The sequence below is a fragment of the Gordonibacter faecis genome, assembly GCF_030077735.1.
Lineage (GTDB): Bacteria > Actinomycetota > Coriobacteriia > Coriobacteriales > Eggerthellaceae > Gordonibacter > Gordonibacter faecis.
This window is the reverse complement of record NZ_JASJEU010000024.1, coordinates 100,893-127,259: the sequence shown is the minus strand read 5'-3', so window position 1 is coordinate 127,259 and position 26,367 is coordinate 100,893. Positions and strand designations below refer to the sequence as shown.

Annotated in this window: 21 protein-coding genes; 16 read left to right on the top strand and 5 right to left on the bottom strand. The window is 61.5% G+C overall.

From position 1 onward, the window contains the following. The first annotated feature begins 4 nt into the window (after positions 1-4). From QNJ86_RS12385 to QNJ86_RS12360, 6 genes are all read left to right on the top strand, one after another. Entirely contained in the window at positions 5-889 is an 885-nt protein-coding gene (locus tag QNJ86_RS12385; protein ID WP_283832951.1) for a pyruvate, water dikinase regulatory protein, read from the top strand. Between the two features lie 62 nt (positions 890-951). Beyond that, the gene (gene ppdK / locus QNJ86_RS12380; protein WP_283832950.1) at positions 952-3,690 is read left to right on the top strand and encodes a pyruvate, phosphate dikinase; all 2,739 of its coding nucleotides are present in this window, start codon (positions 952-954) and stop codon (positions 3,688-3,690) included. A 782-nt stretch (positions 3,691-4,472) separates the two neighbouring features. Continuing rightward, positions 4,473-6,023, top strand: coding sequence for a PucR family transcriptional regulator (locus QNJ86_RS12375; protein ID WP_283832949.1), 1,551 nt, complete (start codon positions 4,473-4,475; stop codon positions 6,021-6,023). 627 nt (positions 6,024-6,650) lie between these two features. Then, positions 6,651-8,906 (top strand): molybdopterin-dependent oxidoreductase, encoded by a 2,256-nt coding sequence (locus QNJ86_RS12370; RefSeq protein ID WP_283832948.1) that lies wholly within the window; start codon positions 6,651-6,653, stop codon positions 8,904-8,906. A gap of 2 nt (positions 8,907-8,908) precedes the next feature. Beyond that, on the top strand, positions 8,909-9,256 hold the full coding sequence (locus tag QNJ86_RS12365) for a 4Fe-4S dicluster domain-containing protein (protein ID WP_283832947.1): 348 nt from the start codon (positions 8,909-8,911) through the stop codon (positions 9,254-9,256). Positions 9,257-9,420: 164 nt separating this feature from the next. Beyond that, positions 9,421-10,641: an MFS transporter gene (locus QNJ86_RS12360; protein ID WP_283832946.1), complete on the top strand. Its 1,221-nt coding sequence runs from the start codon at positions 9,421-9,423 to the stop codon at positions 10,639-10,641. Between the two features lie 257 nt (positions 10,642-10,898). Here QNJ86_RS12360 and QNJ86_RS12355 read toward each other — a convergent pair whose 3' ends face one another. Together QNJ86_RS12355 and QNJ86_RS12350 are read right to left on the bottom strand one after the other, a co-directional pair. Further along, a complete protein-coding gene (locus QNJ86_RS12355) occupies positions 10,899-11,933 on the bottom strand; it encodes a DUF5692 family protein (RefSeq protein ID WP_283832945.1) in 1,035 nt (344 codons plus the stop codon). 49 nt (positions 11,934-11,982) lie between these two features. Beyond that, entirely contained in the window at positions 11,983-12,594 is a 612-nt protein-coding gene (locus QNJ86_RS12350; protein WP_283832944.1) for a TetR/AcrR family transcriptional regulator, read from the bottom strand. A gap of 194 nt (positions 12,595-12,788) precedes the next feature. Here QNJ86_RS12350 and QNJ86_RS12345 point away from each other — a divergent pair, with 194 nt between their 5' ends. From QNJ86_RS12345 to QNJ86_RS12330, 4 genes are read left to right on the top strand one after another with little or no spacing between them, the layout of a single operon-like run. Then, positions 12,789-13,439 (top strand): cytochrome c3 family protein, encoded by a 651-nt coding sequence (locus tag QNJ86_RS12345; protein WP_283832942.1) that lies wholly within the window; start codon positions 12,789-12,791, stop codon positions 13,437-13,439. A gap of 34 nt (positions 13,440-13,473) precedes the next feature. Next, complete coding sequence (locus QNJ86_RS12340; RefSeq protein ID WP_283832941.1) at positions 13,474-13,983, top strand: FMN-binding protein; 510 nt, start codon at positions 13,474-13,476, stop codon at positions 13,981-13,983. Next, positions 13,980-15,845, top strand: coding sequence for an FAD-binding protein (locus QNJ86_RS12335; RefSeq protein ID WP_283832940.1), 1,866 nt, complete (start codon positions 13,980-13,982; stop codon positions 15,843-15,845). The genes QNJ86_RS12340 and QNJ86_RS12335 overlap by 4 nt, the downstream gene beginning before the upstream one ends. 1 nt (position 15,846) lies before the next feature. Further along, positions 15,847-16,575, top strand: a complete 729-nt coding sequence (locus QNJ86_RS12330; protein WP_283832939.1) for a hypothetical protein — start codon at positions 15,847-15,849, stop codon at positions 16,573-16,575. Positions 16,576-16,580: 5 nt separating this feature from the next. Here QNJ86_RS12330 and QNJ86_RS12325 read toward each other — a convergent pair whose 3' ends face one another. From QNJ86_RS12325 to QNJ86_RS12315, 3 genes are all read right to left on the bottom strand, one after another. After that, positions 16,581-17,531: a MarR family winged helix-turn-helix transcriptional regulator gene (locus QNJ86_RS12325; RefSeq protein ID WP_283832938.1), complete on the bottom strand. Its 951-nt coding sequence runs from the start codon at positions 17,529-17,531 to the stop codon at positions 16,581-16,583. Between the two features lie 109 nt (positions 17,532-17,640). After that, positions 17,641-18,300: a DUF1847 domain-containing protein gene (locus QNJ86_RS12320; protein WP_283832937.1), complete on the bottom strand. Its 660-nt coding sequence runs from the start codon at positions 18,298-18,300 to the stop codon at positions 17,641-17,643. 124 nt (positions 18,301-18,424) lie between these two features. After that, a complete protein-coding gene (locus QNJ86_RS12315) occupies positions 18,425-21,148 on the bottom strand; it encodes a cation-translocating P-type ATPase (RefSeq protein ID WP_283832936.1) in 2,724 nt (907 codons plus the stop codon). A 174-nt stretch (positions 21,149-21,322) separates the two neighbouring features. Between QNJ86_RS12315 and mtnA the strand changes: the two genes are divergently transcribed. From mtnA to rnhB, 6 genes are all read left to right on the top strand, one after another. Next, positions 21,323-22,399: an S-methyl-5-thioribose-1-phosphate isomerase gene (gene mtnA / locus QNJ86_RS12310; protein WP_283832935.1), complete on the top strand. Its 1,077-nt coding sequence runs from the start codon at positions 21,323-21,325 to the stop codon at positions 22,397-22,399. A gap of 29 nt (positions 22,400-22,428) precedes the next feature. Further along, positions 22,429-23,472: a deoxyguanosinetriphosphate triphosphohydrolase gene (locus QNJ86_RS12305; RefSeq protein WP_283832934.1), complete on the top strand. Its 1,044-nt coding sequence runs from the start codon at positions 22,429-22,431 to the stop codon at positions 23,470-23,472. A gap of 102 nt (positions 23,473-23,574) precedes the next feature. After that, positions 23,575-24,261, top strand: coding sequence for an AzlC family ABC transporter permease (locus tag QNJ86_RS12300; protein ID WP_283832933.1), 687 nt, complete (start codon positions 23,575-23,577; stop codon positions 24,259-24,261). Continuing rightward, a complete protein-coding gene (locus tag QNJ86_RS12295; RefSeq protein WP_283833084.1) occupies positions 24,261-24,593 on the top strand; it encodes an AzlD domain-containing protein in 333 nt (110 codons plus the stop codon). Before QNJ86_RS12300 ends, QNJ86_RS12295 begins: the two co-directional genes overlap by 1 nt. Positions 24,594-24,806: 213 nt before the next feature. Beyond that, positions 24,807-25,154 carry a 50S ribosomal protein L19 gene (gene rplS, locus QNJ86_RS12290; RefSeq protein ID WP_283832931.1) on the top strand — a complete coding sequence of 116 codons (348 nt, stop codon included), beginning with the start codon at positions 24,807-24,809 and terminating at the stop codon, positions 25,152-25,154. Positions 25,155-25,438: 284 nt separating this feature from the next. Continuing rightward, on the top strand, positions 25,439-26,227 hold the full coding sequence (rnhB, locus tag QNJ86_RS12285; protein WP_283832930.1) for a ribonuclease HII: 789 nt from the start codon (positions 25,439-25,441) through the stop codon (positions 26,225-26,227). Positions 26,228-26,367 lie beyond the last annotated feature (140 nt).

Here is a 26,367-nt window from a genome sequence, read left to right as displayed (position 1 = left end):
CGCCATGGCGGAATGCATCGCGTACGGAAGCTCCACCGACCTGCCCACCATACACGTGATCAGCGACTCGGTGGGGCTTACCGCCCAGGCGGTGGCCCGCGCGGCCGCCGCCCAGTTCGGCGTGACGAACCCCGCCATTGAGGTGCTGCCGAAGGTGCGCTCGTTCGAGGAAATCAAAACCTTCATCGACGAGCACAGCGCCTTCCACAAGCGCAACACCGGCGACGGGCGCATGCTGTTGTTCTACACGCTGGTTGACCGCGACCTCTCGCACAAACTGGCGGCGTACGCGGCCGAGCGTGACGACATCGTGGCCGTCGACCTCATGACCGATGCCATTGCCGCCATCGCCGACATGACGGGCTTCAAGCCCTCCACCAAGCCGGGCGGGCTGCACGTGGCCGACCAGTACTACTTCAAGCGCATCGAGGCCATCGAATTCAGCATCGCCCACGACGACGGGCGCAACCCCCAGGAACTTGCGCTTGCCGATATCGTGCTTTTGGGCGTGTCGCGCTCATCGAAGACGCCCACGTCCATCTACCTGGCCCAACAGGGCTATAAGGTGTCGAACATTCCGCTTGATATGCACACCGAGCCGCCGCGCGAGTTGGCCGACGTCGACCGCACGCGCCTCTTCGGCCTCATGACCACGCCTGAGGTGCTGGTGGGCATTCGCCAGCGGCGCCTCGGCAACGCGGGTGTGGTGGCAAAGAGCTATGCGGACCCCGAGTATGTCTATCAAGACCTCGAGTCTGCCCGCGCGCTTATGCGCAAACTCGGCTGTATTGTCGTTCACACCGAAAATAGGGCCGTTGAGGAAACGGCTCAGGAAATTTTGCGTTACTATGAGCGCGCCCACCCCCCCTCCGCTGATATGATGGGCTAGACCTGCGGACCCAGGGGGCCCGGCTCTGAACGGTTAGATACGTCGCGTTTAAGGAGAATAAGGTGACCGAAGAAGTCAAACGAGTCTACGCGTTCGGCAAAGACGCGCAGGGCAACAACGTAACCGAGGGCAACACGCACATGAAGGCGCAGCTCGGCGGCAAAGGTGCGAACCTTGCTGAGATGGCCAATATTGGGCTTCCCGTGCCTCCGGGTTTCACCATCACGTGCCAGACGTGCATGGAGTACGCCAATGCCGACAACACGTGGCCCGAAGGCGCGCTTGACACCATTCAGGCCTACCGCGAAGATCTTGAGGCCCGCATGGGCAAGAAGATCGGCGACGCGGCCGACCCGCTGCTTGTGTCCGTGCGCTCCGGCGCGCCCATGTCCATGCCGGGCATGATGGACACGGTGCTGAACCTGGGCTTGAACGACGAGTCCATCAAGGGCCTCATCGCCCAGACCGAGAACCCCCGCTTCGCCTGGGACTCTTACCGCCGCTTCATCCAGATGTTTTCCAACGTGGTTATGGGGCTTGACGGTGACTTGTTCGAAAACGCTATCACGGCCATGAAGAACGCCCGCGGCGCTGCTTCCGACACCGATCTGTCGGCCGAGGACTTGCAGGAGCTGGTGAGCGAGTTCAAGCAAATCTTCTCCGAGAACGTGGACGCCGCGGCGTACCCGTCGCTCGTGGTGGACGGCCGCGTGCAGTTCCCGCAGGACCCGAGCGTGCAGCTGCAGCTGGCCATTGAGGCTGTGTTCGGCAGCTGGAACAACCCGCGCGCGGTGCTCTACCGCAAGCAGAACAAGATTGCCGATGACCTGGGCACGGCCGTGAACGTGCAGTCCATGGTGTTCGGCAACAAGGGCAACACCTCCGCCACGGGTGTGGCGTTTACGCGCAACCCCGCCAACGGCGAGAAGGAATTCTACGGCGACTACCTGGTGAACGCCCAGGGCGAAGACGTGGTGGCGGGCATCCGCAACACGAGCCCCATCGCCGACCTCAAGAACGTGGAAGGCCTCGAAGAGGCGGGCCGCGAGCTTGAGGAAGTGTTCGTCACGCTGGAGAACCACTTCCGCGATATGTGCGATATCGAATTCACCATCGAGCAGGGCAAGCTCTGGATGCTGCAGACCCGCGTGGGCAAGCGTACCGCCGCCGCCGCGCTGCACATCGCCATCGAGATGGAGAAGGAAGGCCTCATCACGAAGGAAGAGGCCGTCATGCGCGTGGACCCGGAGCAGCTTGACCAGCTGCTGCACCCGCAGTTCGACAAGAACGCTCACTACGACGTGATTGCCAAGGGCCTGAACGCAAGCCCGGGCGCTGCGGTGGGCGAGGCCGTGTTCTCCGCCGCCGATGCCGTGGCGGTGACCGAGGCCGGCCGCAAGTGCGTGCTGGTGCGTTGGGAGACGAACCCGGACGACCTCGCGGGCATGATTGCCGCCGAGGGTATCCTCACCTCACATGGTGGTAAGACCTCGCACGCGGCCGTTATCGCCCGTGGCATGGGCGCCCCGTGTGTGTGCGGCGTGGAAGCGCTCAAGATTGACGCCGAGAAGAAGCAGGCCGAGGTGGCGGGCACCGATATCGTCATCCGCGAAGGTGACATGATCTCCATCGACGGCACGACGGGCTCCGTGGTGCTGGGTGCCGTGAACCTCGTGCTTCCCGAGCTCACGGGCGACTTGGACACCATCCTTGAGTGGGCCGACGAGTTCCGCACCATGGGCGTGCGTGCCAACGCTGACAACCCCGAGGACGCGGAGCTGTCGCGCGGCTTCGGCGCTGAGGGCATTGGCCTCTGCCGTACCGAGCACATGTTCCTGGGCGATCGCAAGCAGATCATCCAGTCCTTCATCCTCACCGACGACCCGGCGGTGCGCGAAAAGGCGCTCGACGATTTGCTGGAGGCGCAGACGGGTGACTTCTATGGCATGTTCAAGGCCATGGACGGGCTGCCGGTTATCGTGCGTCTGCTCGATCCGCCGCTGCACGAGTTCCTGGAGAGCCCGCGCACGCTGGATGTGGAAATTGCGCGCATGGAGGCCACGGGCGCGCCAGCTGCCGACATCGCGGCAAAGCGCAAGCTCATGGAGCAGGTGGACGCCATGGCTGAGGCGAACCCGATGCTGGGTCTGCGCGGCTGCCGTCTGGCCATCCTCTATCCGGAGTTGCCGGCCATGCAGGTGCGCGCCATCGCTCGCGCCATGGCACGCCTGAAGAAGGAAGGCCTGAACCCCGAGCCCGAGATCATGATTCCGCTGGTGAGCGTGCTGCCCGAGCTGGAGACGCTGCGCGGCGAGTGTGAAGCGGTTATCGCCGAGGTGTGCGAGGCCGAGGGTGTTGAGCTGAACATCCCCATCGGCACGATGATTGAGTTGCCGCGTGCCGCCGTCACCGCTGACGAGATTGCGACGCAGGCCGACTTCTTCAGCTTCGGTACGAACGACCTCACGCAGACGACGTTCGGCTTCAGCCGCGACGACGTGGAAGCCAAGTTTATCCCGCGCTACCTGGAGCGTCGCATCCTGCCGTGCAACCCGTTTGAGACGGTGGACTCCGGCGTGGCCACGCTCGTGCAGATGGGCTGCGAGAAGGGCCGCTCCACGAATCCGGACATCCAGCTGGGCGTGTGCGGCGAGCACGGCGGTGATCCGGATTCCGTGAAGACGTTCCACAAGATTGGCCTCACGTACGTGAGCTGCTCGCCCTACCGCGTGCCGCTCGCGCGCCTTGCGGCCGGACAAGCTGCCCTCGCCGAAAAGATGGGCGACGCCCGCGACAAGTAAGCGCAGGTAAATAATACCTTCAAAAAGAACCCGCGACGCGAGCCGCGGGTTCTTTTGTTGTCCAGCGCTTTTCACCTGCCAGGTTGCCCGCTTCGCAAAAGTGTGACGCGCTTCGCGCTGGCTAATACGCCACGGCGTGGTTGCCCTCCCTACCACTATGACGAGGGCTTTTTCATGCGCCATAAACCTCACTAGAAAGGTAACCATCGTAGGGGCGCTTCACGATGCCCTCTCCGCCGAAGGCGGAGAACCCAACCTCGATCTGCCCCTACGAGAGGTAACCTTACCTGATAGGATTGAAGACATAAAATCGCTTTTGAACTGCGTTTTCGCGCTTCGCTCGAATGGGGATGTAACAAAAGTCCCAACCAAAAAGAGAACACCAGGAAAACCTGATCCTCTCTTTTTTAAATCTATTGCTCTGCCGAAAAGTCTTGTAGGTTTTGAATTACAGACTTACTTTTCAGTATAGAGAAGAAATCTCAAAAAGAGCATAGTGATAATTCCTTAGCGGGCGAGTAACCGATGAGGTTGTTCCAGCCCTTCGATCAGAGAAAGAATTAGAGTTGCAAAGGCTAGTCATCTAGCCGGATTTTGCATGTTGGCTTGAATCCGAAAAAATCCTATTCAAGAGGCTGTAATTGCATCTTGCGCAGGGAAAAGACCAAAGCTCGCAAGGACCCCGACTATGCCGTAAGAGGCCGTTGAACGGTGTTCAGAGGAATGCTGTTGTGGTAGGATTTGCTCCCAAGGTGCAGATAGTCAAAAGGGGGAGACGGGGGATGTTTCTCAATGCCTACGTGGTTGCATCGAAGCTTCAAGGGGTAACGGACTCGTATCTTCGCAGCGACAGCTTGGAGGCTCGGCTGTCCTTTGCAGCTCCATTGACCGAAAGCCGTCTTCTCGCAGAGTCCTGCCTATATGTTGCTGTTGGAGAGGACCTTGCGCGGATCGCTCCGTCTCCCACCGAAGGTTCGTACAGTATCGTGTCCATCGGACCACCTCCGGCCGAACTGATCGAGAACGAACACTTCGACATCGTAATCGTGCGACCTCTTCGCGATCTGTCGACCGTGCTTCAACAAGTCGAGGATCTGTTCGCCCTGTTTAACGATTGGCAGCAGGGCATGCTCCTCGAACTGGTGTCGGAGTCGGCGAGCCTGGACAGGTTGCTCTCCCGAGCGGTTCCCATCTTCGGCAATCCCATTGAACTTTTCGGCGAGAAGTTTCAGGTGCTGGGCCGTGGCCAAACGGAGGCTCATTTTATACCTGATTGCAACTATGACAAGGAGACGGGCTTTATGGCGCGCGATCTCATGGACCGTTTCGGTCACAACGAAGCGTTCGCACGCTCCCATGATTTAGAGGGTCCACATGTAGACTTATCTTTAGAATCAGCGTTTTTTAATATCCGAAAGCGGGGAAAGTTCGTCGCCCGACTGGTGATTCCCTTCATAGATCGTGACTGCGACGAGGGCGATCTATATCCCCTCATTGTGCTTGCCGACATCGTGAAACAGTACCTTCTCATCAACCAGGTCTCTGTGTTCGGTTTGCAGTCCTCGTTCAAGAAAGCCCTCCAGCGTTTCTTTTTCTCCTCGGATCAGTCTGACGGAGTAAAGAAGACTGCCGTTTCCGCCATCAATCGCTTGGGATGGGGAACCTGTGATCCCTATCAGGCAATCTGTATCGTGCCTGATTTTTCCTCCGTGGCCATCAACGCGCTGTATTACCAATGCCTTGAGCTTGAGAAAGAAATATGGTCCAGCGTTGCCATGCTTGAGGGGAGCGAGATATTCCTGTTGGTCAACCTCTCGGGGCAACAAAGCGGGCGGAATGCCGTGCTGGATCAACTGGACGAACTATCCCAAGAGCACTGCTTTGTTGCAGGGACGAGCACCGTGTTCGATGACTTTAGCCAGGCACCGGTTTTCTTCCGTCAGGCGCGCGCAACTGCGTTCATGGCTGTCGAGCACGAGGCGCAAACCTACGGCGTGTACTCCTTCGAGAAATATCGGCTAGCTTTCGTGCTCACAAACGGGCTTTACGAGTTGCCCTCTGTGGCTATCATTCCTGCAAGCCTGCAAGCCGTCATCGACTATGACAGTCAGCACGGTACGGAATACTACGACACATTGAAGACATACTTGAAGGAGAACCTAAACGTGTCGGCTACGGCGGGCTGCATGTGCGTTCACGGGGGGACCATGCGTTACCGCATAAAACGTCTCGAGGAAATGCTCTGCGATCTCGACCTGCAAACCGTCGATGATCGGTTGTTCTTGCAGTGCGTGTTCATGCTCATTGACGGACTCTATAGTTCCGCCTCGTAGGTCTCGACCCGGCGCTTTCGGCAACAGGTAGTTGTGCGCGTCGACACCCGCTTCTGCCCGACAAGTCGCTCCGCGGTTCGAAGCACGGTCCCGTCGCTATTTTTCGCGAAAGTGCACCACTTTTTTCGATATTTTTTTCAATAGGGCACGGCGCAAGAGCCGCGCCTTTGTCAACATGCGTTAGACATCGCTTTCTGAATCTGAAACCTGTCGAATATACGCGAAACCTCTCCGCTCCTATGATGAACCCGACCTGAAGTCCTACAAACAGGACGAATCGAGGGAACGAGGAGGAGACATGTGTTTTAGACCACCTACTGCCAGCGCCACGAAGAAATGCCCCAACTGCGGCACGGAAAACCCATCGCTTGAAATCATATGTTCTGAGTGTGGAGCCGAGCTTCCCCTTGAGGGCGTTCCCTCGGGAGCTCCTTCCATGCCCGCCGCTCCCAAGCCTCCCGGAGCTCCATCCATACCCGGCACTCCAAGGATCCCGGGGCCCCCGAAAGCGTAGGGCGCCTGCAAACCTTTCGTTACAAGTGTTCGACAAGAAACGGCGGGAGGAGGTGCAAGGAATACAACAAAGCTGCGCATACAATCTGAGACAAGAGATCAAGGAGAAGAAAGATGTCAGAGAAAGACAAGTGGATTCCGCTTGGGATCAACCGTCCCATCAGCTGGAAAGAGGGAGATCTGACGGTTACGCGCAGCACGGCCTGGTCTGGTCCCGGCTGCCATAATGGCTGCATGGTACTCCTGTATACCAACGAGGAAGGTAAACTCGTCAAAGTCGAAGGCGACGAAGAAGCTCCGTACAACCAGGGCCGACTGTGCTCGCGTTGCTTGGACTTGCCCGAAGTAGTCAATCACCCCGACCGACTGCAGTATCCCATGAAGCGCGTAGGTGCCCGCGGCGAGAACAAATGGGAGCGCATCAGCTGGGACGAGGCATACGATGCCATCGTGAGGGAGTTCACGAAGATCAAAGAACGCTACGGCGCCGAGGCAGTGGTCTTCGCTGAGGGTACGGGTCGCGATATAGTTGCCTACAACACGCGCCTCGCTTGGAGTTTCGACAGCCCCAACCCTGTGTACTTCCTGTCCGGCTCCGCGTGCTACGACCCCCGCATTACGGCATGCTTCGCCATCACGGGCTCGTTCTGGGTGGCCGACTGCTCCCAGAACTTCATCGACCGCTACGACAATCCCGAGTACAAGATTCCCGAAGTCATGCTCGTGTGGGGAAACAATCCGCTGGAATCCGGTCCTGACGGCTTCTACGGTCATTGGGTGGTCGACCTTATGCGGCGCGGCACGAAACTCATCGTAATCGATCCGCGTGTGACCTGGCTGGCCAGCAAGGCGGAAATCCACCTACAGGTGCGCAACGGCACTGATGCGGCCCTCGCGCTCGGCATGATCAATATCATCATCCAAGAAGACCTCTACGACCACGAGTTCGTTGAGAACTGGTGCTACGGCTTTGACGAACTGGCCGATCGTGCTGCGCAGTTTTCCGTGGAGCGTGTCTCCGAAATCACTTGGATCCCGAAAGACAAAATCCTTGCTGCCGCCCGCATGTTCGCCAAAGCGGAAAACGGCACCGTCCAGTGGGGCCTCGCCATCGACATGAACAACGAGGAGGCGTTCCCCCAAGCGATGGCCATCATCGACCTCTGGTCGATCACCGGTAACCTGGACGTGCCCGGCGGCATGCTTCCGCCTCACCAGATGGTATCCGAAGCTTACGGCTGGGGAATCGAACACTTGAGCCCTGAGCAAGCCGAGAAGCGCATTGGAATCAAGGAATACCCGCTCGTCGGCTCAATCCTGAACCTCGCCCAGCCTGACATGACCGTTAAGCAAATGATTACAGGTGATCCTTACCCCATCAAGGGCGCTTGGCTGCAAACAACCAACCTGCTCGCGTGTTGCGGCATGGACCCAGCTGAGTTCAGGCAGGCCCTCGACAATATGGACTACGTGGTCGTCGTTGACCTGTTCATGACCCCCACCGCGTCCGCTTGTGCCGATATCGTTCTGCCGGCCGCTTGTTTTCCCGAACGTTACGGACTGCGCACCAATGACGGCCCACAATTCGGCGCCACTATCAACAAGTGCTGTCAGGTGGGCGAGTGCAAGTCCGACATGCAGATTAACATGGAGCTCGGCCACCGGTGGAATCCTGAGGCTTGGCCGTGGGAGGACGTGCGCGACATGTTCACGAACTTCGTCCAGGGCTCGTTCCTCAAAGGCCAGACGTTCCAGGATCTTCAGCAGCAGGCTCCCGTCTACAAGACGGTTGAATACAAGAAGTATGAGAAGGGTACCTTCCGCACAGATGGTCAGTTCGGCTTCCCCACGCGCACGGGCCGCGTGGAGCTCTACTCGCTCATGTTCGCCGACTTCGGGCTCGATCCACTGCCTTACTTCGAGGAGCCTTCGATGAGTCCGGTGGGAACCCCCGACCTTTACGAGGAGTATCCTCTCATCCTTAGCACCGGCGCCCGTGATTGGATGTCGTTCCATTCCGAGCATCGCCAGGTTCCCCGCCTGCGCGCCTTGAAGAAATGGCCCGAAGTGCAAGTGAATCCTGAAACGGCTGTGAGATACGGCCTGGCCGATGGGGATTGGGTGTGGATAGAGAACCCGCGCGGCCGCGCAAAGCGTAAGGTGAAAGTCACCGAGATGGTTCCCGAGTGGATGGTGATGACCGATCACGGTTGGTGGTTCCCCGAGCAGGATGGCGCTTCCCCTAACAACTTTGGCGTATGGGACGTCAACATCAACCAGCTTATGCAGAACAAGTGCGGCAAAACCGGTTTCGGCACCAACGCTAAATCGCTGCTCTGCAAGATCTACAAAGTTGAGGAGGGTAAGTAATCATGAGCCGGAACGGAATCCTGATTGACTACGAGTATTGCACGGGCTGCCATGTATGCGAAATCGCCTGCCAAGCCGAGAACAACCTACCCGTGGGTCAATGTGGAATCAAGGTCTTTGAGGTCGGTCCCTATTCCTACGGGGGAGACGGCGAGGAAAAGTGGCAATTCGGCTACTACACCGGCTTCACCGACCAATGTGACCTGTGCGCCGAGCGCGTCGAAAAAGGAAAGATGCCCACGTGCGTGAAACATTGCCAGGCCGCTATCATGACCTACGGCCCAGTGGAGGAGCTTGTCAAGCAGATGGGGGAGAAGGGTAAACAGGCGCTGTTTGCTCCCGTGAACTGACACTGGGCGGACTACAAGACAAGCGAGTGGTTTTGTGAGTGTTGGCGCGAAAGCGCAAGAGCTGCTCAACCATTATCCTGTTCGCAAGGAAAGGCAGCGCGGATTGAACGAAGGGGCGCTGCTTTTCCTTACGGGAGACCGTTGTTCGAAGGAGGGTGTTCAAAATGGATGTTGAACTTTCGAAAGGTCGCAAGATCTTGTTTGTTGTCACCATAATGCTTTCGGCGCTCATACCAATGGCCGACTTTGTGGTGATTCCAATCTTTCCTGTTTGGTATGGGGACTTCGACGGGAACATGGTGAACGTCGCGACTACCGGCCCGTTGCTCATGATGGCTATCGGGTCAGTTGTCGTTGGTTCGCTCTGCCGCTTGATCAGCAAGAAATGGATTCTCGCAGGATCCATGTTGCTGTTCGCTCTCGCCTCCATCTCCACAGTGGCATTCTACGATATCGCATGGATCATTGCGTGCCGAATCGTAATCGGATTCACCATGGGCACTTCGATGGTGACGTGCTTCTCGCTTATTGCCGACATATTCAAATCCGAAAAGCAGCGTTCGACGATGATGGGCGTCTTCAATGGCGCTATGACCGTTTACGGCATGGTTTTCGGCATGGCTGCTGGATTTTTGGCGCTAAGCTCGTGGCGAAACGTATTCGGCATCTATTGGCTCTCCGTGCCAGTGTTCGTTATGATTATACTCTTCGTGCCTAGCGTAAGCATAAAATGGAAGGGGGATGAAGGAGATGAAGCCGATGACGGAGGTATCGACTGGCTAAAGCTCATGGCTATCTGCGCTAGCTCCGTAGTGTTTCTCATTTTGTACAACGCTTTCCTTTACCTGAGCGGCGTGTACGTTGAACAAACGGGCATTGGTGATTCAGCCTTTACGGGTACGCTCACCACTGTCGCAACGTTTGGCGGGCTCGTTGCCAGCATAATCTTCGGCATGGTCTACGGCAAGATTTCCCGGGCTTCAATCGCCGTCAGCTTCATCTTCGCGGCAGTCTCCCTTTTCATCATGTTTGCGTTTCCGAGCGTGCCTGTTGCCTTAATCGGGTCTGCGCTGCTCGGCTTCGCAAACAGCAATGCGCTCGCGTACTACCCGATGCAATGCTCTGTCATAGCCCCCGAATCGAAGAATGCCGCGGTGATCGGCATCAACAATGCCGCCATCGCCGTTGGGAGCATGCTCTCCTCATTCGTGGTGACGGCGTTGCTTGTCATCATGCGTGTCGACACTGTCCGTGAAACATTTTCAATCCTTGCCCTTGCCGGCGCCGTGGCCGCAGTTATCTCGATAATACTTGCCATACGCTCATTGAAAGCAAAAAGTTGCGAATCGGATTTTCAGGCCTTCAATTCGCAGGAACAGTCCTGATAATGTTCCGCATGATACAAAAACACAAGAGGACTTTTGTTACAGCCCCCTACGGAGGTTATGCTTCTTGCAAAATCTCGCCTACAGGTCAGTCAGCCCGCGTCGTAAGGTAAGGGATAACGGGTAACCTCGTGGCGCATTCGTTAGCGCGATAGCGCGTCGCACTTTTGCGCAGCGGGAGAGGGCTTTGCTATAGCTCCGAACAACCAGAAGGCCCGCGCGGGGCGGGCCTTCTGAGAGGGGGCTTGTTGCGCGCGCTAGGCGCCCTGGGGAGCTTCGCCGTCGAAGTTGGGCTTGTCAGCCGGCAGGGCGGGGGCATCCTCGCGGCGCGCCATGGCGCGGTCGTAGTCGCGCGTGCCCACGAACACCTCGTGCAGATACGGGTTCACCTTAAGCTTGCGTGCGCGGTACATGATGTAGGCGAAGGCCGCAATGTTCGCGCCGAGCGCCAGCACCGACACTACCAGGTTCACGTTCGGGTCGTTCACCGACTGCGTGCTGAACACACTGTAATCTTGGAACATGGGGAACACCTGCGCAAACATGCACCAAATAGCCAGCGTGAACGCGCGGTTCTGAATCCAGCCGCCCTTGTTCCAGAGCATCGCTGCCACGGTGGGAGCCAGAAGCAGGGCCAGACCGCAGTACCAGGAGTGCGTGGGCAGGCAGTTGTAGGTGTAGCAGAAGTTCCAGAGGTCGTAGGCAATGATGAACACCCAGGTCATGTCAGGCCAGAGCATGTCCTGCTTCTTCTTCGACACATAGATGCCGAACCAGCCGGTCATGCACGCAATGTTGATGATGCCCGCCACGCCGTTGAACACGTTGTGCCAGCCGCCGTAGAGTGTGACGCCCTCGGAGGACACCCAGGTGGTGCCCCACGCGCGGAAGGCGCTTTCGAAGTCGCTCACCACGGCAATGAGGATGTTAATGGCCACAATGACAAACGGGAAGCACTTGAACCACTCGGCTTTCCCCAGCTTGCCCCACTTGTACTTCAGTGCCATGAAGCCGATGCAGCCGATGGTGGCGGCGTAGAGCTTCGCGTAGTGGAACCAGCTGTTCATGTGCACGTGCGTGGGGTTGTTGAGCGCCCAGTCGGCCCCCATGCCCGCGCCTACCGAAATGGCGATGAAGTACACCGTGAGCACGGCCGGCAGCACGATAAAGCAGCACACCCCGCCCACCTTGGTGCGGCGCGCAATCTCGTTCACCAGGATGAGTCCGATGAACACCACAATCCAGCCTATCCACTGGTACAGGGCGTTCTCCCCGTAAACTTGGAACAACATGTGAAACCCTCCTTCTTCTTGCGGTTCTCTTTGGCTCTTTATTCCCCGTTTAGACCGGCGGCGTGGTACCCCGGTCCATGTGCAGCGTTTGGGCGATGACGTCTTTCAGTACCTCGTCGTCCACGTCAGGGTGGCGGCGCACGTACCCCACAATGCCCAGTATCAGGATGTAGAACGTCTCGTACACGTGGTCGATCTTGATTTCGTGCAGCTCGCCGTAGTCGCGCACGGTGGTCTGCACGATGTAGGTGGCCATACGGTCGGCGACGCGGTTCACGAATTCCAGGTACAGCGCCGCGTTTTCCTTGGAGGCGAGCGAGCGGCGGAACGAATCGTGCTCGAACAGCGCCAGGCGCAGGATCTTCACCACGCTTGAGAGCGCGGCTTCGATGTCGCCCGTGCGGCGTTCCTCGTTCCAGATGTGCAGCGCTTCCAAAAAGTCGGCGATGTAGTCGTCGAGTACGGCCGAGGTGACGGCGTTCTTGTCGGGGAAGTAGTGGTAGAAGAGCGAGCGTGCCACGCCCACGCGGTCGGTGATGGCCTGCACTGACGTGCGCGAAAGGCCCTGCTCCTCGTAGAGTTGGCGCGCGGCCTCTACGATGTCGTCGCGGCGCGTCGAGCGCGTCTCGCTGTCGGTGTGCATGGTGTCCGCCTTCTGCATCTTTCCCCTCCTTCGGCCGGCGACCTCCCTGACGAGCGGAGAATACGCCGCGCTTTGACGGTGCGTCAATGTACAGATCGGGCAATCCGTCAATGACAGGTTCGTTGCGACCATGATACTATGAGCGCCAATAAAATTCATAGATGAAATAAAAAACAATCAGCTATGAATAATAAACGAAGGAGGAGGGACGCATGGACGAAAGGGTTAGGGAGGAACGCGACGGCCGGAATGCTGGTCCCAACGAAGTGGCGACAAGGCCTGATGATGGGGGTGCGCCCGAGGGGCGGCGCGCACCCAAGCGGTCGAAGCGGTGGCCGCTCGTGGTGGGCGTGGTTGTGGTGGTGCTGGTGGCGGCGGGCGCGGGTTTCTGGGTGTGGCACGAGCAGCCCAGCTTCTGTAACGCCATCTGCCATGAGCCGATGGACAACTACGTTGAGGGCTACTACCACGACACCACACTCATGGCGAACGCCCATGAGCGCGCCAGTGTGACCTGTTTGGAGTGCCACGAGGCGAAGATCGACGAGCAGGTGGCCGAAGGTCTTGCGTGGGTGCGTGGCGACTATGTGACTGATGAGACGGGCTACCTGGCCACGGTGGGTGTGACGGCCGACTCGAAGATGTGCGCCACGGCGGGCTGCCACGATTTCGACGAAGTGGCGGCAACCACGGAGAACTGGGGCGGCGAGGAAGGCGTGAACCCGCACGTGTCGCACCAAGGCATTGCCATTGATTGCAGCAACTGCCACGTCGCGCACGGTACCTCATATCTGTACTGCAACACGTGTCATGACTACGACGTGCCTGCGGGCTGGGAAAACCCCGGCGCGGCGCGCGCATGAGGGGAGAGATGAGCACAGTGAGGAGGAACGAGCGATGAAGAAAACAACAGCGGCAGCCTGTGGCGCAACCGCCGCGGTGCTCGCCTTGGGATTGACGGGCTGCGGGTCGTCGTTTGAGGGCTCGGGCTCGAAGGACGCAGCGAGTGCTGAGCAGCTGGCTCTGCGCGCGGATGACCCGTGGGCCGTTGAAGTGGTGGCTGACCCCGCGGCGAAGGCTGAGGGTACTCTGGCCGACGGCGTGTACACCGGCACCGGTAAGGGTATGGAAGGCTTGGTCACCGTGAAGCTGTTGGTGGACGACAACCGCATTACGTGCCTGGAAACCACGCAGGAAGGCGAAAGCCAGAGCCGCGGTGGCTATGAGGCCATTCGCGACGGCAAGTTCGCGGCCATGATTGAGGCGGCGCAGGGGTCGGACATCGACGCGGTGACGGGCGCCACCATTACGACGGCCGCCGTGCGCACTGCTGTTGACGATGCGCTTGCGCAGGCCGAAGCGGCGGCCGCGGGCGCCGCAACGACGGGTGAGGGGGAGCAGCGATGAGCGAAAACACGCGCGCGACGGGAGGCATGTCCCGGCGCGATTTTCTGACGCGGGCGGCTGTGATGGCGGCAGGCACGGCGGCGGCAAGCATGGTACCGGCGGCGGCGCAGGCGGTGGAGCCCGGCATCATTGGCGACTGGGCGGCCGACGGCTCGCGTGCGGTCACCGTGCCAGCGAGTGAAGAGGGCAACGCATCGGGCTCTGACGGCACGTACCGCGAGCACAACTCAGCGGCCTTTCCGGCCGACGATGCCACGCCCATCCCGCCCCGCGCGGTACCTGCGAAGTGGGATTATGAGTGCGAGATCTGCGTGGTAGGTGCGGGCGGCGGCGGTCTGAATGCCGCGGCTCGCGCGGCGGAGCTGGGCGCGAAGACCATCTGCGTGGAGGCGCTTGGCCTGCACGGCGGCAACGCGCAGGAGGCAGGCATGTGCGCCATCTTGGGCGGCTCGAAGTTGCAGGAGTCGAAGCGCTTTGCCTTCCCCAGCTACCCCTTCGACGCACGTAAGTTGGCCGACTGGGCTATTGACGAGTACCACTACGCGTGTGACCCGCGGCTTATCCACCTTATTGCCGAGGCAGGCGGGGTGTGTATCGACTGGATGGCCGACTGCGGCGTGCAGTGGCGCCTCGGTGAGGTGCCCGTGTACGTGGCGCCGAAGAATTCCACGCTTGATCACCATGTGCTCAAGATGAAGGATGCCACCGACGCCATGTTCAGCTTCGGTCAGAAGCACGGCGTGGAGTACCACTTCCAGTGCCCGGCTGAGGCGCTCGTGCGCGACGACGACGGTCGCGTTGTGGGCGTGGTGTGCCGCGAGGACTTCAAGCGCGAGGTGTACATTCATGCCACAACGGCGGTCATCCTCACGGCCGGCGGGTTCTGCAACAACAAAGCCCTGCTCAAGCAGTATATTCCGACCGCGGCCATGGGCTGCGCCTCAAGCTACCTCACGGCCGGCGAGACGGGCGAGTGCTTCCGCATGGGGCTGGGCGTGGGCGCAGATGTGTCGGGCTTCAACAGCTCGGCGTCGTTTGATGGCGGCGTTGACTGGGAAGCCGAGGGTGGCCAGTGGGCGCGCTTCCTCTACGACGGCATGACGCAGCTTTCGCGCCAGCCGTGGTTCACTATCGATCGCTGCGGCAACCGCCTGCGCTACATGGACAGCCGCGTGGGTGAGGACGGCGCGAACGCCATCTACGCGCTGGGCGATTTGGCCACCATCCAGATGACGCCTCCGGGGCATCGCTCATACATCATCTTCGACTCGCACTACGAGGAACACCTGGCGGGCTACGCACAGGAGCACTGCCGCAAGCTGATCACGCCGGACCTTGAGCAGATTGACAAGGTGCCCGAGCACTACCGCGACTGGCACCACGGCGTGCAGGACGCCATCGACGCCGACGTGCTGAAGAAGCGCGACACGCTGGAAGAACTTGAGCGTGACCTGGGTTTCGAGCCGGGTGTGCTGGTAGAGGCCGTGCGGAAGTGGAACGAAACGTGCGAGCGCGGCGAGGACGACTTCATGTATCCCATGCCGCCCGAGTGGCTGCACACCATCTCCGACCCGCCGTTCTACGGCTGTCGCATCGGCGGCAACCTGTACGGCACGAAGGCGGGCCTGCTCATCAACGACCAGATGCAAGTGGTGTCCACGAAGGGCACGCCCATTCCGGGTTTGTACGCCGGGTGGCACACGGCCGGCGGTGCGTGCGGCGAGAACAGCTACATCGGCGACCCCATTTTGGGCTCGCTTCTGGGCGACGTGAGCCTGGCGTTCTGCGGTGGGTATCTGTGCGGGACGTTTGCGACGGGCAACGAACTGGGCGCGCAGGCGCACGGTGGGAAGGAGATGTGACATGCTGCAGCAGATGAAAAGCATGGCGCGGCCCTACGGGGCGCTGTTCGCCCTCTCGCTGGTGGTAGCCCTCGTGGCGCGCGTGGGCTTGGGTGTGATGGATCTCACGGGTACGCTGTCCTACGACTACATTTCGGCTGCTGACGTGCCGATGCTTGACGTGATCTGTTCCATTTTGACGGGTTCGACGCTGGTGGCGTTCATGGCGCTTTCGGGGCTCGTGCTGGTGGTGTCCGTGGCGGGTGTGGCGCTTTCGGGGCTGCTGTTCGAGCGCGGCGTGGCCGGTGCGGGCAAGCCTGCGACCGCGTTTCTGTGGGGTTGGGCAACGGCGCTTGTGGCGCTGGTGTGCGCGCTGGTGATGGCGAGCGGCATTCTGTCTGCCGTGCAGGTGGGCTCCATGAGTTCGAAGCTGCCGGGCACGGCGGTGTTGCTGCTGGCGGCCGTGGTGTTTGCGGCGTTCATCGGCACGCTTCTGGGCGCGGCATCGCAGGTGGTGTGCCTCTGCGTGGCACGTGCGAAGGCGCGCGGCACGGGATTCGGCCGCACCCTGGTGGTGGCTGCGCTTGTATGTGGCCTCGTGGTCATGCTGCTCACCGTGGGCACGTTCGCGTCCATCAACACGGCGCACGTCCAGCTGGGTGTGGTGGGCGCTTGGTTTGCCGCCGACATCGTGGCGAACCTGGCCATCCTGTTGGGCGCAACAGCCCTGATGAAGAAGGTATCAGCGTAAGCGCGTTACGCGATTGGTTTCAAGAGGCCGAGGGCGGCTTTGCGTTCGGCCTCTTCGCGTGCTTGGAGGTCGGCCACCACGACGCGCCAGGCGCGGGCGAGGGCTTGTCGCTGCTCGGCGTTCAGGCGTTGCCACAGTTGGCGGCGGGACAATACGTCGATGGTGCGGGCGATGGCGCGCTGCTGGCGACGCCCCGCATCGGTGGCGTCCACAAATACGGCCTTGCGGTCGTTTGGGCTAGCCAGGCGCACCACCCACCCGCGTGCGACCAGCTTGTCAACGGCTCGCGCCACGGCAACGGGTGTCATCTGCAACTGGCGCGCGATGTCTCCCACGCGCAGGGGTTCGCCCACTTCACCCAAGCGCTGCAACACGCGACATTCGGCAAGCGACGCGCCGTCGCACGTGCTGCGCAGGGCCTCTTCCAATGCCAGTTTCACCAGCTCAAGCGACACGAGTGCGCGGGAGGCGGCGAAGCGCCCGGAGATGTCACCTGAAAGCGGCGGGTCAATGCTCGCGCCGGCGGCGATAGACGCTTCCAAGATGCTGCGGTAGCCTGCGTCCTCGGTGGGGAAGAGGGCATACAGGCGCTCAACAATGGAAGTATTCACCTGCTCCACGTGCCGCGTGCCCGCTTCGGTGATGCGCGCGGTGCGCACGCGTCCGTCCGCGCCCGTATCGCGCAGACGCTCGGCGAACCCCTCTGCTACCAGCACGTTTAAGGCTTGGGTCACCACGTTGGGCTTGAAGTTCAGCAGCTTCGCCAACTCCGTTTGCGGCACGCCGGCATCACCAGCGGCCAGGAGTTTTACCAGCATGCGGTACTGCGTCACGTTGAGGGAGCTTGCGCGCTCAAGGCCGCTTTTCAGCGCACGATGGGTCAAGTCGAAGGCAACGAAAAACGTTGAATCAAGCCTCAGTTCCTCAAAGGCCCTGTTGTCTACCCGCGCGCTCATTCCGCTCCTTGCTCACGATTGTTTCACCAATGAAACAATAATAGCGCGCGAGCGGGGACGCGGCTCCCGGCGCTGCGGGAGCCGCGCAAAGTCTCCATGCACCCCGCGCTCAGGCGAAGGTGCCGGTGCGACAGCCTTCAATGGTTGCGTTCAGGCGCTTCTTGTAGATGGACTTCGAGGCGTAGAGGCCCGCGCACGCGTTGTTGCCGGTGATGTGGTCCTTGGTCACAAGCGTGGTCACCGGCGCATGTGAGTACCGGTAGAACAGCGTGTCATGGCCGACGCAGAGCCCCATCACAATGTTGAGGTCGGTGTGCTCCTCTTCCAGAAGGCGCGCCTGCATGAGGGGGTTGCAGAGCACCGCACCGCGTTTGCCGTCTTCAAGCACCAGGTCAAGGTCGTCGCGGTGGTTGCTCTCCACCTTGCACGCGATGCCGAACACCTCAAAGCCCGCGCGTTCAAGCAGCTTGCGCAGCGTTCGGCTTTCCTCGACAAGCATGGTGCACGTGGCAATGCCAATGCGGTGCGCACCTATGCGGTGGGCGAATTCCATGGTTTCTTGCACGCGCGTGAGGTTTGAGCAGCGCTCGCTCGTTTGCACCGCCGCCTTCATGATACGGTGGTTCTCCGGCTCGGCGTAGCGCGCGTGTACCTCGTCGTGGATGGTGGGCGTGATGAGTTCCTGCACGCACTCGGGCGGGTTACTGCCCGTTTCGAACTCGCACGCTTCACCTGCGCAGCTCAGACACGAGAATCCACACTGCTCCATCGTTTGCCCCTTTCGTTGGCTCCCCACCTACCAGGTTGCCCTCCGTTACAGCCTTTCGTTTGGCCTTAGTATACCCCCTCGTGCCACGTCGGGGCGAGGGGGCGAAAGGGGGAAGAGGTGCGCGTCAGCTGCGTGTGCGCACTCGGCCGATGGCTTTCGCCACCTCGGTTTGTACGAGCGAGAGGAACGCGAGGCCCAGCGCCACTCCCCACTGCCAGAGGTTCATGGGTTCGCCGCCAAACGCCGCCAGCACGGGCGAGATCAGCAGCACGGCTAGCATGAGCACCACCGACACGCCCACCGCGCCCCAGAGCCATGGGTTGCGTCCGCCGCCGCGATCCCACACCGGGTCGGTGGTAGAGCGCTGATTCACCGCGCGCAACACCTGGGAAAACGCCAGAACAGTAAACGCCATGGTTTGCCCGACGGCATCCCCGCTCGCTTCGCGTCCCACTACGAATGCCGCCAGTGCAAACACCGCAACAAAGAGCCCCTGGAATATGACGCGGCGCGCCAGCCGGGGTTCAAGCAGCGTGCCAGAGCGCAGCGGCGGGTGCTCCATGATGTGGCGGCTTGCTGGTTCTACACCCAATGCAAGGGCCGGCAGGGTGGCCGTAGCCAGGTTCACCCAGAGAATCATCACGGCCGTGAGCGGGGCATTCCAGTTGAGCGCCACGGCGGTAAGCAGCACGACAATTTCTGCCAGGTTATCGGCTACCAAAAACGCGACCACCTTCTGGATGTTGCGATACACGCGCCGCCCCTCGCGCACCGCGTTCACAATGGTGGTGAAGCGGTCGTCGAGCAGAATCATGTCAGAGGCGTCCTTCGCCACGTCGGTGCCGGTGATGCCCATGGCCACGCCAATGTCGGCGGCTTTGAGGGCGGGCGCGTCGTTCACGCCGTCGCCGGTCATGGCCACCACCTCGCCATCTGAGCGCAGCGCGCGCACGATGCGCAGCTTGTGGAAGGGGGACACGCGTGCGAACACGCTCGTGCGTTCGATGGCGGCATCCAGCTGTGCGTCGTCCATCTCGTCAAGTTCGCTGCCCGATACCACGAGGTCTCCCTCGCAGTAGATATCCAGTTCACGTCCGATGGCGCGTGCGGTGGCGGCGTGGTCGCCAGTGATCATGATGGTGCGCACGCCAGCGGTGCGGCAGGTGTCCACGGCCTCGCGCACGTCGGCGCGCGGCGGGTCCATCATGCCCACCAGGCCAATGAGCGTGAGGTCTTCCTCAATGTCCTCGCCCTCGGCGGGCAGGGCGGGCAGCGCCCGGGTGGCGAAGGCGAGCACGCGCAGCGCCTCGTCGGAGAGCTGTTGTGCCACTTCAAGTGCGCGGGTGCGGTCGCCTTCGGTCATGGGACGCGGGCCGTCTTCGTCCATGAGGAACGTGCAGCGGGGAAGTAGCCCGTCGAGCGAGCCCTTCACGGCCACTACCAGTTCGCCGTCGCGCTCGTGCACGGTGGCCATGCGCTTACGGTCGGAATCGAAGGGACGCTCAGCCAGGCGCGGGTAGGTGGTGCGCAGGGCGGCGGGGTCGATGCCGTTGTCGCGCGCCATGACGAGCAGGGCGCCCTCGGTGGGGTCGCCGATGATGGTGTCGGGCGAGGCTGCACCGCCGGGAGCGGTGTTGCTGGCGTCCGTGTCCGCGAACCCCGCATCGTTGCAGAGTACGGCCGTGAACGCGAGGTAACCGAACAGCGTGGGGTGTTCCTCAAGCGCGCGGGTGGGCGTAGGTGCCGCAGCGTGGTCGAGGTCGGGCCCGAGCGCGGCGCGCACCACGCTCATGCGGTTCTCGGTGAGGGTGCCGGTCTTGTCCGTGCAGATGACGGTAGCGCCGCCGAGTGTTTCCACGGCGGGCAGCCGTCGCACAAGCGCCTGGTGGCGGGCCATACGCTGCACCCCGAGCGCCATAACAATGGTAGCGGTGGCGGGCAGCCCCTCGGGAATGACCGAGATAGCCAGCGAGATGGCCAGCAGCAACAGCGGTGCGAAGGGGCGCCCATAGGCCATGCCCACGGCCAACACCACCAGCGCCGCCGCCACGCCAACGATAGTGAGCAGTTTACCGAATGAGGCCAGCTTGCGCTTCAAGGGCGTGTCCAGTTCCTCGTCGCCTTCCAAGAGGCCCGCGATGTGTCCCACCTCGGTGTTCATGCCCGTGGCAACCACCACGCCCACGCCGCGTCCGCCGGTCACAATGGCGGTGGCGAACGCCATGTTCGCGCGGTCGCCCACGGGCGCGCCGGGCACCACGGTGGCCGTGGCGTCCTTTTCCACCGGCACCGACTCGCCGGTGAGCGCGGCTTCCTGCATGCGCAGCCCTGCTGTGGAAAGCAGCCGCAGGTCAGCGGGAGCCATACTGCCGTCATCGAGGATAACCACGTCGCCCGGTACCAGTTCGCGCGCGGGCACTACCGTTTCCGCGCCATCGCGCAGCACGCGCGCAGTGGGTGCACTCAGGTTGCGCAGCGCCTCAAGTGAGGACTGTGCCTTGCGCTCCTGTACAATGCCGATGACCGCGTTCGCCACCACGATAATAAAGATGATGCCGGCTTCGGCCCACTCCTGTAGAAGCGCTGAGAGCGCGGCGGCCACCAGCAAGATGAGCACCATGGGGTCGCCCACCTGCTCGCGCACCATCTGGGCAAGCGTGCGCGGCGGCTTGGCGTTCAGTTCGTTGGGACCCACTTCGGCCAGGCGCGTGCGGGCGTTAAAGTCGGAAAGGCCCTCGCGCGAGGCGTTGAGGTCGGCCAGCACCTCGTCAAGCGGCAGCGCATGCCACGGTTTGGGCGCGCGTGGGGCGGCAGGTTTGGCAGGGGCAGTCGGGGACGGGGAGGGCATAACGTTCCTTTCGACGGCGGGGCGGCGCAGATGAATCTTGAGTGTACGCGTCCGCCTGCGCCGCGTACGTTCGCCGCTGCGAACCGTCATGCAACTATTACCTGGGGTGTGCCGGGCGGCCACGTGCCGCCTTTTCCGGTAGAATAGCGCTGACAAACGAGAGGAAGGCCCCTGATGGATCACGTGCTTCACCTTGAGAAGTTGCCGCGCACGGTTGAGTTGCAGCGTGACGGCGACGGGCGCACTTGTTTTGCGTATGTTGACCAGCGGAAACTGCCCACTGATTTGGTATTTGAGCGCACGGACGTGTGGCGCGCGGTGGTGGAGGCCATCAAGACGCTTGCCGTGCGCGGGGCACCTGCCATTGGCGTTGCGGGTGCGGCGGCTGTGGCACTCTGGGCGAGCAACGGTGGCGCGTCGGCGGCGACGGCGCACGGGTGCGCTGAAGCTTCCGGGCAGTTCGCGGGCGAACTTGCCGCAGTGGCTGATGAAGTGGCCGCCGCCCGGCCCACGGCTGTGAACCTGGCGTGGGGCGTACGCCGCGTGGTGGACGTGGCGCAGGCACACCTCGCCGAAGGCGCGCTGCCCGGCGAGGTGGCTGACGCACTGTTTGACGAAGTCAAACGCATGGAAGCCGAAGATGAGGCCGTGAACCGTGCCATCGGCGCTCACGGCGCGCAGCTGCTTAGGCCGAGCAGCCGCGTGCTCACGCACTGCAATGCCGGCAGCCTGGCCACCGCGTTTTTCGGCACGGCGCTCGGTGTGGTGTATGCCGCTGCCGCCAAGGGCAAAATAGCGCGCGTGTATGCCGACGAAACGCGGCCGGTGGGCCAAGGCGCGCGCCTCACGGTGTGGGAACTTGCGCGTGCGGGCGTTCCCTGTACGCTCATCTGCGATAACATGGCAGCCAGCCTCATGGCGAAGGGCGAAGTTGATGCCGTCATCGTGGGTGCCGACCGCATTGCTGCCAACGGCGACGTGGCCAACAAGATAGGCACCTACGGCGTGGCGGTGCTCGCGCATCACCACGGCATTCCGTTCTACGTGGCCGCACCCACGTCCACCATTGACGCAACGCTTGCAGACGGCTCCGGTATCCCCATCGAAGAGCGCAGCCCCGCTGAGGTACTTCCACACCCAATGCCAGGGGTGGAGGTGTGGAACCCTGCGTTTGACGTGACTCCAGCGGCGCTGGTGACGCGCGTGATCACGGAAAAGGGCGTGTTCGAACCCAGCAAGCTGGTATACTGAGCGCATCGCCCAGTCCAAGGAGGGTCGCCATGCGCATCATTCACCGCGAGGACCAAGAGGAACGTGAGCACGAGGTGCTGTCGCCCGACGCGTCGTTCGCCGACGAGAGCGAAGGTCGCGCCCGTTCCACCGAGCCCGACATCCTGCGCAACGACTTCCAGCGCGACCGCGACAAAATTCTGCACACGAAATCGTTTCGCCGCCTGTCGCACAAGACGCAGGTGTTCCTCGCTGCTGAGGGTGACCATTTCCGCACGCGACTCACGCATACGCTGGAGGTCGCGCAGATTGCGCGCACCATCGCGCGTGCGCTTGGCTTAAACGAGGATCTCACGGAGGCCATTTCCCTTGGTCATGATCTGGGGCACACGCCGTTTGGCCACACGGGGGAGGAAGCGCTCGCGCGGTGCCTCGCGCGTCACAAGGGCCTTGACCCGGACGCTCCCGGCACGCACGCGTTGTACCGTCACAACGAGCAAAGTCTGCGCGTGGTGGAGCGCATCGAAAATGGCGGCAAGGGGTTGAATCTCACGCCCGAGGTGCGCGACGGCATTCTGTGCCACACGGGTGACTTGCGCGCCGAGACGCTGGAGGGGCGCATCGTGGCCACGGCCGACCGCATCGCGTACGTGAACCACGACATCGACGACGCCATCCGCGCGGGCATTCTGTCCGAGGATGACCTGCCCGCTTCCACGCACGCCGTGCTGGGGCCCGACCATTCCTCGCGCATTCAAACGCTCGTGCTGGACATGGTGGAAACGTCCGCTGAGGTTGATGACATTCGCATGAGCGATTCGGTGTGGGATGCCATGATGGAGTTGCGCGCGTTCCTGTTCGCGCGCGTGTACACGGCACCCGTTGTGATGGCCGAAGTCGAGAAGGCAACGCACCTGGTGAGCGACTTGTTCGACTACTACGTGGCGCACATCGACGAGGTGCCGGAGGAATACCGCGCCATCTCCGAGGGCGACACGTTGCGCGCCGTGGCCGACTACGTGGCCGGCATGACCGACCGCTACGCGAAAAACCAGTTCCAGCAGCTGTTCGTGCCGCTTTCCATACATTATTAAATAGGTAGGGGCGCGGGCGGCCTTGCGTGGCGCGCCTGCGGTGCGCGCCCGCGGGCAGAAGGTCGTTGCGCACGTTCGCAAAACTTGTATAATCGGTAAGCTATGCTTTCCGGGGATCACATCAGACAATCGTTTCAGGCGGCGCTGCCCATCATGTTGGGCTACGTCGCCATTGGCATACCCTGCGGTATTTTGTGCGCCTCCATCGGCCTGAACGCGCTGCAGGTGTTCCTGCTGTCGGCCCTGTTCTACTCCGGTGCAGGGCAGTTCATGATTCCGAATATGTGGCTGGCAGGCTCGCCGGTGGCCTCCATTATTGCCAGCGTGTCGCTGGTGAACACGCGCCAGATGCTGTACTCGGCGGCGTTCGCGCCCGCGTGCAAGGGCGTGCGCAAGCGCCTGGCGTTTCTGTTCGCGGCCACGGTGACCGACGAGAGCTACGGCGTGAACGTGTCGAAGTTTGCTGAGGGGGAGTGGTCGGTGGGCCGCGCCACCCTGGTGAACCTGCTGTCGCAGAGCTCCTGGGCGCTTTCGAACGTGGTGGGCGTGCTGGTGGGCAACGCCGTGGGTATTCCGCTTGCCATTGCGTCGTTTGCGATGACGTCCATCTTCATCTGCTTGCTGGTTACGCAGAAGCCCTCGGCGGCTAACGTACTTGCGGCGGTGGTGGCCATGGTGGGCGTGTTCGTGTGCAAGGCGGTGGGCCTTTCGGGCCCGGCCATTTTGGTGGGAGCGGTGGCTGGTGTGGCTGCGGCGCTTGCGTTTTCATGGGCAAGGAGGCGCGGATGATGGAGCCGATGAGCCGGGGAGACTTCCTCATCGTGTTCGCGTGTTGCGCTGTGACCATGCTCATATGTCGCACGGTGCCGTTGTTCGCGCTTAAGGGGAAGAACCTCCCCGCCAGCGTGGAGCGTGCGCTCGGGTTCATTCCGCCCGCTGCCTTCGCGGCGTTGGTGGCAAACGATCTGCTCACGCCTGGCATGTTTGACGCGGGTGTGTGGCCTGCGGCAGCACCGTTGGTGGCGGCGGGCGTGGTGGCGCTGGTGGCGTGGAAGACGAAGTCGCTTCTGTGGTGTGCCGTGTCCGGCGTGGTTGCCTACGCGCTGCTGACGCTTATCTGAGTGCCGCGGGACGCGACGCGGGCCGGTGAGGGATGAGCGAAAGGCTTGTTGTTTTCTGCGCTTTGCGTGGAGAGGTGGGCAATACGGGAAAAAATGCAGGAAGTGATGCGGTTTTTCCTTGCGTGAGAAGGGCTGGGGCAGTATACTGTCCAATTGTGTCTTTCCACAGAACACGCACGAGATTCATTTTGAACACATAGAAGGATAACGAACATGGACATCATTCGCGCTATCGAACAGCAGCAGATCAGGCAGGACCTTCCCGAGTTCCACGTGGGCGACAACGTGAAGGTCCACTACCGCATCGTCGAGGGCAACCGCGAGCGCGTCCAGGTGTTCCAGGGCGACGTCATCCGCCGTCATGGCGCCTCGAGCCGCGAAACGTTTACGGTTCGCAAGATCAGCTTCTCCATTGGTGTGGAGCGTACGTTCCCCGTGCACTCCCCGAAGATCGAGAAGATTGAAGTCGTCCGTCAGGGCGATGTGCGTCGCGCCAAGCTCTACTACCTGCGCGACAAAGTGGGCAAGGCTGCCAAGATCAAAGAGAAGTCCTTTAGGTAGTTCCGTCGGCCTGACGGCCGCCGGAACTTCTCGACGCTGCGAAGCCCCCTCGTACCGATCCTCGGCCCTTTCTCGCTTGCCTTCGCGTACCGAAGTACGCTCAGCCGCGAAACGGGCCGATTATCGATACGAGGGGGCTTCTCGCTGTCTTACTACGCCAACCTGGGCGACTGCTTTCGCGCTCCGCGCGAATTGCGCGAGGGGTTTGTTATTATGGGCGTGAGACGAGAATTCGAAGGCGCGGCGCTGGGGCGGTGCGCTTTGTGAGAGGGAATGGCGGGCGCGTGGGGTTGACGGTTGCTGAGATTAAGGGCCGACTGCATGAGGCGGACGAGAAGGAGTTCGCCGTGCTGGAGCGCGCGCTGGTGGCGGATACGCGCAAGGGGGTACGCGAAGCGGTTGAGGCGGCGCGGCGGCGGTTGGCGGCGGTGCGCGCCGAGCGCGAGCGACTTGCTTCCCTGTATGCGTATGAGCGAGCGCTCGCGGCCGAACGCGGCGGCACGGTTATTGTGGGACTCGACGAGGTGGGGCGGGGCCCGCTCGCAGGGCCGCTTGCGGTGGGTGCCGTCGTGTTGCCCGAAGATCCCATTGTTGAGGGCCTGAACGATTCCAAGCAGCTCACGCCCGAAGCGCGCGAGCGCATTGCGGGAGTTGTCAAACAGGTGGCCATGACCTGGACAGTTGAGTACATCGAAGCCTGCGATATCGACGCGGCGGGCATGACCGCGTCGCTCGTGTGCGCCTTTCGTCGCGCGGTGGCGCATGTGGAAGAGGCGGGCGTGCATCCGGACGTTGTGCTTCTGGACGGCAACCCTCTGCGCATGGATGCGCGCGAAGTGAACGTGGTGAAGGGGGACACCTTGTGCGCCTCGGTGGCCGCCGCGTCCATTGTGGCGAAGGTCGAGCGCGATGCGCTTATGTGTCGTTATGCCGAGGAATATCCCGAGTATCATTTCGAATCCTGCAAGGGCTATGCGAGTCCTGCGCACATTGAGGCCATCAAGCGCTACGGGCTCACGCCCATCCATCGCGTGTCGTTTTGCACTGCGTTTACCCAGCAATCTCTGTTCTAATTCCCGGTTTTCCACCGCGAGGTTCCGGGGCCTCGCTTTTTCTTCTTCTTTCTGAAATGCCAGGTCAATACTCGCGTGCTTCAATGGCGTTGGAAATGCGCCGTACTTGTGCCGCGTTTGCGGCGTAGGCGCGCTTGAAA